The sequence below is a fragment of the Paraburkholderia sp. SIMBA_054 genome (genome assembly GCF_046534875.1).
Taxonomy (GTDB): domain Bacteria; phylum Pseudomonadota; class Gammaproteobacteria; order Burkholderiales; family Burkholderiaceae; genus Paraburkholderia; species Paraburkholderia hospita.
Map to the genome: position 1 here is coordinate 1 of NZ_JAWRXV010001436.1, position 245 is coordinate 245.

Here is a 245-nt window from a genome sequence, read left to right on the forward strand (position 1 = left end):
GGTGCGGTTACCACGCGGACCCGTTTCCGAACGAGCCGCAAATCGCATTCCTGAAAGCCAGCTCCGCAGCGATTCAACCGGGTCTGTCCCAGCTCAGGCGAAACCTCGCTTCGGCGAAGGCGGTCTTGAGCCGCAATTGAAAACCTATGGCAGCCGCGAACTCTTCGACGGCTCCCGGGAAGTGGGCATAGAGCACGGCGGTTCGCTCTATCGTCTCAAGATCACCCGCCAAGGCAAGCTCATCC

Annotated in this window: 1 protein-coding gene; it reads left to right on the forward strand. The window is 60.8% G+C overall.

The annotated features are described in order from the left end of the window. Position 1: 1 nt before the first annotated feature. The coding region (gene hemP / locus SB822_RS59790; RefSeq protein ID WP_410859472.1) for a hemin uptake protein HemP at positions 2-245 on the forward strand (244 nt) is incomplete at its 3' end.